Annotated in this window: 4 protein-coding genes; 3 read left to right on the plus strand and 1 reads right to left on the minus strand. The window is 74.6% G+C overall.

The genetic code is table 11. The features are described from left to right. Nucleotides 1-131 precede the first annotated feature (131 nt). The gene (locus ACFXDJ_RS04405; RefSeq protein WP_384663426.1) at nt 132-1,328 is read right to left on the minus strand and encodes an MFS transporter; all 1,197 of its coding nucleotides are present in this window, start codon (nt 1,326-1,328) and stop codon (nt 132-134) included. A 610-nt stretch (nt 1,329-1,938) separates the two neighbouring features. On the opposite strand from ACFXDJ_RS04405, the gene ACFXDJ_RS04410 reads away from it, so the two are divergent. The 3 genes from ACFXDJ_RS04410 to ACFXDJ_RS04420 all read left to right on the plus strand — a co-directional run bounded on the left by ACFXDJ_RS04410 (nt 1,939) and on the right by ACFXDJ_RS04420 (nt 3,824). Beyond that, entirely contained in the window at nt 1,939-2,433 is a 495-nt protein-coding gene (locus tag ACFXDJ_RS04410) for a hypothetical protein (RefSeq protein ID WP_384663427.1), read from the plus strand. 177 nt (nt 2,434-2,610) lie between these two features. Further along, on the plus strand, nt 2,611-3,447 hold the full coding sequence (locus tag ACFXDJ_RS04415) for a MerR family transcriptional regulator (RefSeq protein WP_384663430.1): 837 nt from the start codon (nt 2,611-2,613) through the stop codon (nt 3,445-3,447). Nucleotides 3,448-3,596: 149 nt separating this feature from the next. Then, nucleotides 3,597-3,824, plus strand: coding sequence for a DUF6243 family protein (locus ACFXDJ_RS04420; RefSeq protein WP_384663429.1), 228 nt, complete (start codon nt 3,597-3,599; stop codon nt 3,822-3,824). The last annotated feature ends 87 nt before the right edge of the window (nt 3,825-3,911 follow it).

Genomic DNA, 3,911 nt, shown 5'->3' on the forward strand with positions numbered 1-3,911 from the left:
CAGAGTGTTTGTTTGTGTGAGTGTGTTTTTAATCGCGGGGGGTGTCCACCCCCCCCCACCCGGAGCACCCCCCCCCCCCCCCCCCTCTCACCCCCGCCACACCCCCCCCCCCACAACTCCTGCCCAACGGCCTACCGGTGGTCGGCGGTGGAACTCTCCCGGGTGGCGGCGGGAAGGACTCGCGCAGGGGCTGCGGAGGCGGTGGCGGCCCGCGCCCGTCCCGACACGGAGGTGACCCAGACCGTGACGGCCGCCAGACCCATCAGCGCGGCTCCGGTCAACGGGGCGGCGGACACCGAGATGCCGTCGACCACCAGGCCGCCGGACAACGCCCCCGCCGCTATGGCCAGGTTGAACATCGCGACCATCAGCGAGGACGAGGCCTCCGCCTCCTCCGGGGCCGCCTTGATCATCCAGCCCTGGAGGCTCACCGAGACCCCGCCGTACGCGAGCCCCCACGCCAGCAGCAGCACCGTCCCGGCGGCCGCCCCCGGCACGGTGGCGATCAACGCGAGGATCACGGCGAGCGAGGCGCCGACCGCCAGCAGCGTACGGTGCGCATCGCGCGCGCCCGCGAGGAAGTTCCCCGCCACGCCCGCGACTCCGTAGCCCAACAGGAGGGTGCTCACGAAGCCCGCGCCGACCCCCGAGACGTCCTGGAGGATCGGCCGTACGAACGTGTACGCGGCGAACTGCCCGGTCACGACCAGGAAGGTGACGGCCACACCGGCCCGGACCCCGCGGTTGCTCCGGAGGAGGGCGGGGAGCTGGGCGAAGGTGATGCGGCGGGTCGGCGGCAGCGGAGGCAGCAGCAGGAGCAGGGCTGCCAGGGTGAGCGCTCCGAGTCCGCCGACGGCGGCGAAGGCCGTCCGCCAGCCGCCGAGTTCGCCGAGCAGGGTCCCGGCGGGGACGCCGAGCACCGAGGCCGTGGGCACTCCCCCGAAGACGAGCGCGGTGGCCCGGCCGACGTGCCGCTCGGGTACGAGGCGCACCGCGAGCCCGCCGGCTATGGCCCAGAAGCCCCCGACGCTGACCCCGACGAGCAGCCGGGCCCCCAGGACCACCCCGAAGCCCGGGGCCAGGGCGACGACCAGGTTGGCGACGGCCATCAGGGCGATCAGCCCGACCAGCACGAAGCGCCGGTCGAGCCGGCCGGCGCCGACGGTCACGAGCGGCGCGCAGAACCCGGCGACGAGCCCCGGCACGGTGACCATCAGTCCGGCGGTGCCGTCGGATACGCCGAGTTCGGCGCCGACCGAGGTGAGCAGGCCGACGGGCAGCAGCTCGGAGGTGATGAGGCAGAAGATCCCGAGCGCCACGGCACCCACGGCACCCCATCCCTTCCATCCGGCGGTCTCCGGGGCGGGGGTCGGGGCGGTCGCTGAGGCGGGGGTCGGGGCGGGATCCGGCTCGGCGGTCGGCCCCGAGGGCGGCCTGGGGCTCGACTCAGGGGTCGGATCAGCGGCCTGCCCGGGATCAGGGGCAGGCTTCGAAGGGCGGTCGTCGCCGGGCGCGGCAGCTGCGGTCATGGATCGGCACTCCGTACGGACAGGCGGGCAAGCGGACAGGCGGGCGTGCGGGCGTGCGGGCGGGGGCCCGAGGATCTCCCCACCCGGCGGGCAGACGCCGCCGGGCAGGCCCGTCCGCGGGCCCGGCACGGCAGCCCGGAGCGCCGGGGGTCGCGCCTCCCCCGGCATCCGTGCTGTCGTTCCCGTCCGAACCTTGTCCGGGATTTCCCGTCCGGTCCACCCCCGTCCACGCACGCGCCCTCCCGGACCGGTGAAACCTCCCGGCGTGGCAGAAACGATCAGGGTGGCCGCGGCGAACCGTTCCGGCAACGCCTCCGGAGCATCCGGCCCCTCCCCGGGCCCACCGCGGCCTCGCCCACACGCCCGGGCACGGGATCCGGCAGGGCCGCCCGTGCGGCATGGTGGTCCGATGCAGTTACGCCGGGTCCTGCCCCTCTCCCTCGTCGCGCTCCTCGCGAGCGCCGGCTGCGTATCGGTCGGCCCGCAGGGTCCCGACGGGCCCGCGCGTGGCTCCGTACCGCCCGCCGACGCGCCCGATGCCCCCGCTGCGGACCGTTCGGCCGGGCCCGGTGGACCGGCCGGGCCAGGAGGTCCGGTCAACGCGTCCGATCCGCACGGGCTGCCCCTCGGCAGGCTCCCCTCCTCCGCCGCGCCCACGGCCGGAGCCGGGCCGGGGGCGCCGGGCCCCGACCCCTCCCACCGCTCCGCGAAAACACCCCGCAAGGGGGCCGAACACCGCGCGAAGCCCGCCGCCCCGCGCCACCCGCATCCCCCCAAGGCGCCGCCCGCCCGCTCCGGACGGAAGCCGGCCCCACCGGCCAGCCTGGACGAGTTGTGCGCGGCCGCCGAGGGCTCCGTACCGCCGTCCATCGTCGACCTCTGCCTTCGCCAGTCAGGCCGCTGAAGGCCCCCGGACCCCCGCCCGAACCCCCACCCAACCCGTTGGCCGAACCCCTGCCCGAACCGCCGCCCAACCCGTTGGCCGAACCGCCGCCCGAACACCGCTGACCTGCGCGGACACCCGCATACTCTGGTCGGGCTTGACCCTCACACCGTGTCAGGGCCTGCACTGGAAGGCGTCATGTTCACCATCGGAGACTTCGCCAAGCACGGCCGGGTATCGGTCCGCATGCTGCGTCACTACGACGCCCTCGGACTGCTTCGCCCGGCCCGTGTCGACCCCGCCAGCGGCTACCGCTACTACGAGGCCGGGCAGCTCGCCCGCCTCAACCGTGTCATCGCGCTCAAGGAGCTCGGCTTCAGCCTGGACCAGGTGGGGTCGATACTCGACGAGCTCGTGGGCCCGGAGGAGCTGCGCGGCATGCTGCGGCTGCGGCAGGCGGAACTGGAGTCGGCCATGGCCGCCGCGGCGGCCCGGCTGGCCCAGGTCGAGACGAGGCTCCGGATCATCGAGAACGAGGGAACCATGTCTTCCATCGACATCGTCGTGAAGAGCCTTCCGCCCGTCCGCCTCGCCGAGCTGAGCGGGGTCGCGGCGAGCTACGAGCCCGGGGACATCACCCCGGTCATCGGCCCGCTCTACGAGGAACTGTGCCACCGCATCGAGGCCGCCGGGGTGACGCCCACCGCTCCGGGGATCGCGTACTACGAGGACGCAGGGGACGCGTCGCGGCCCGGCGCCGTCCTGGTCCACGCCGGGCTGCCGGTGGCGGCGGGCGTCCGTGCCGAAGACCTCGGGGGCGGGGTACGGATCGTCGTGCTGCCCGCCGTCGAACGGGCCGCGACGGTCGTGCACCGGGGTTCGATGGATTCCGTACTGCCGACCGCGCAGGCCCTGGCCCAGTGGATCGACGCGAACGGGGAGCGCTCGTCCGGGTACGCCCGCGAACTGACCCTGGCCTGCCCCGAGGACCGCGACCAGTGGGTCACGGAGCTCCAGGAACCCCTCGGCGTCTGACGCTCCCGGCCGACCCGGCCGACGCCCAGGCGGGGAAAGGTTTGGTGTGCGGAACCGACGGAACCGGGTAACGTCTTTGTTTTCGAGGTCGCGGCCCGTCCCCCACCGATGAATCCGTAGATCACTTCACATCATTACCGGGAGAACCCGTGACCGACAGCAAGAACATCAACAACCCCGTGGGCCAGGGCGGCGGCCACCGCAAGAAGCTGTCCCGCGCCGAACGGCAGAACAACGGTCCGCACCGCAACCTCGACCGCCAGGGTGCGGCCGACCAGAAGGCGGAGCTGGTGCGCAAGATGCGCGAGAAGGCACGCGCGACCGAGGGCGCGGCCGACGGCGCCGGGCAGACGGGCGACGACGCCGCGCAGAGCTGACGCACCGCCGCCGCGGGGCGGCGCCGCACGGGGCAGGGCCCGGCCGCCCGCCCCCCCGGGCGGCCCCCCGGGGCGGATTGGGGGGCG

This window comes from Streptomyces sp. NPDC059443 (genome assembly GCF_042750105.1).
Lineage (GTDB): Bacteria > Actinomycetota > Actinomycetes > Streptomycetales > Streptomycetaceae > Streptomyces.

What these genes read in the sequence shown, in the direction of transcription:
- ACFXDJ_RS04415 (WP_384663430.1), top strand. Translation starts at nt 2,611, where the DNA reads ATGTTCACCATCGGAGACTTCGCCAAGCACGGCCGGGTATCGGTCCGC.
- ACFXDJ_RS04410 (WP_384663427.1), top strand. Translation starts at nt 1,939, where the DNA reads ATGCAGTTACGCCGGGTCCTGCCCCTCTCCCTCGTCGCGCTCCTCGCG.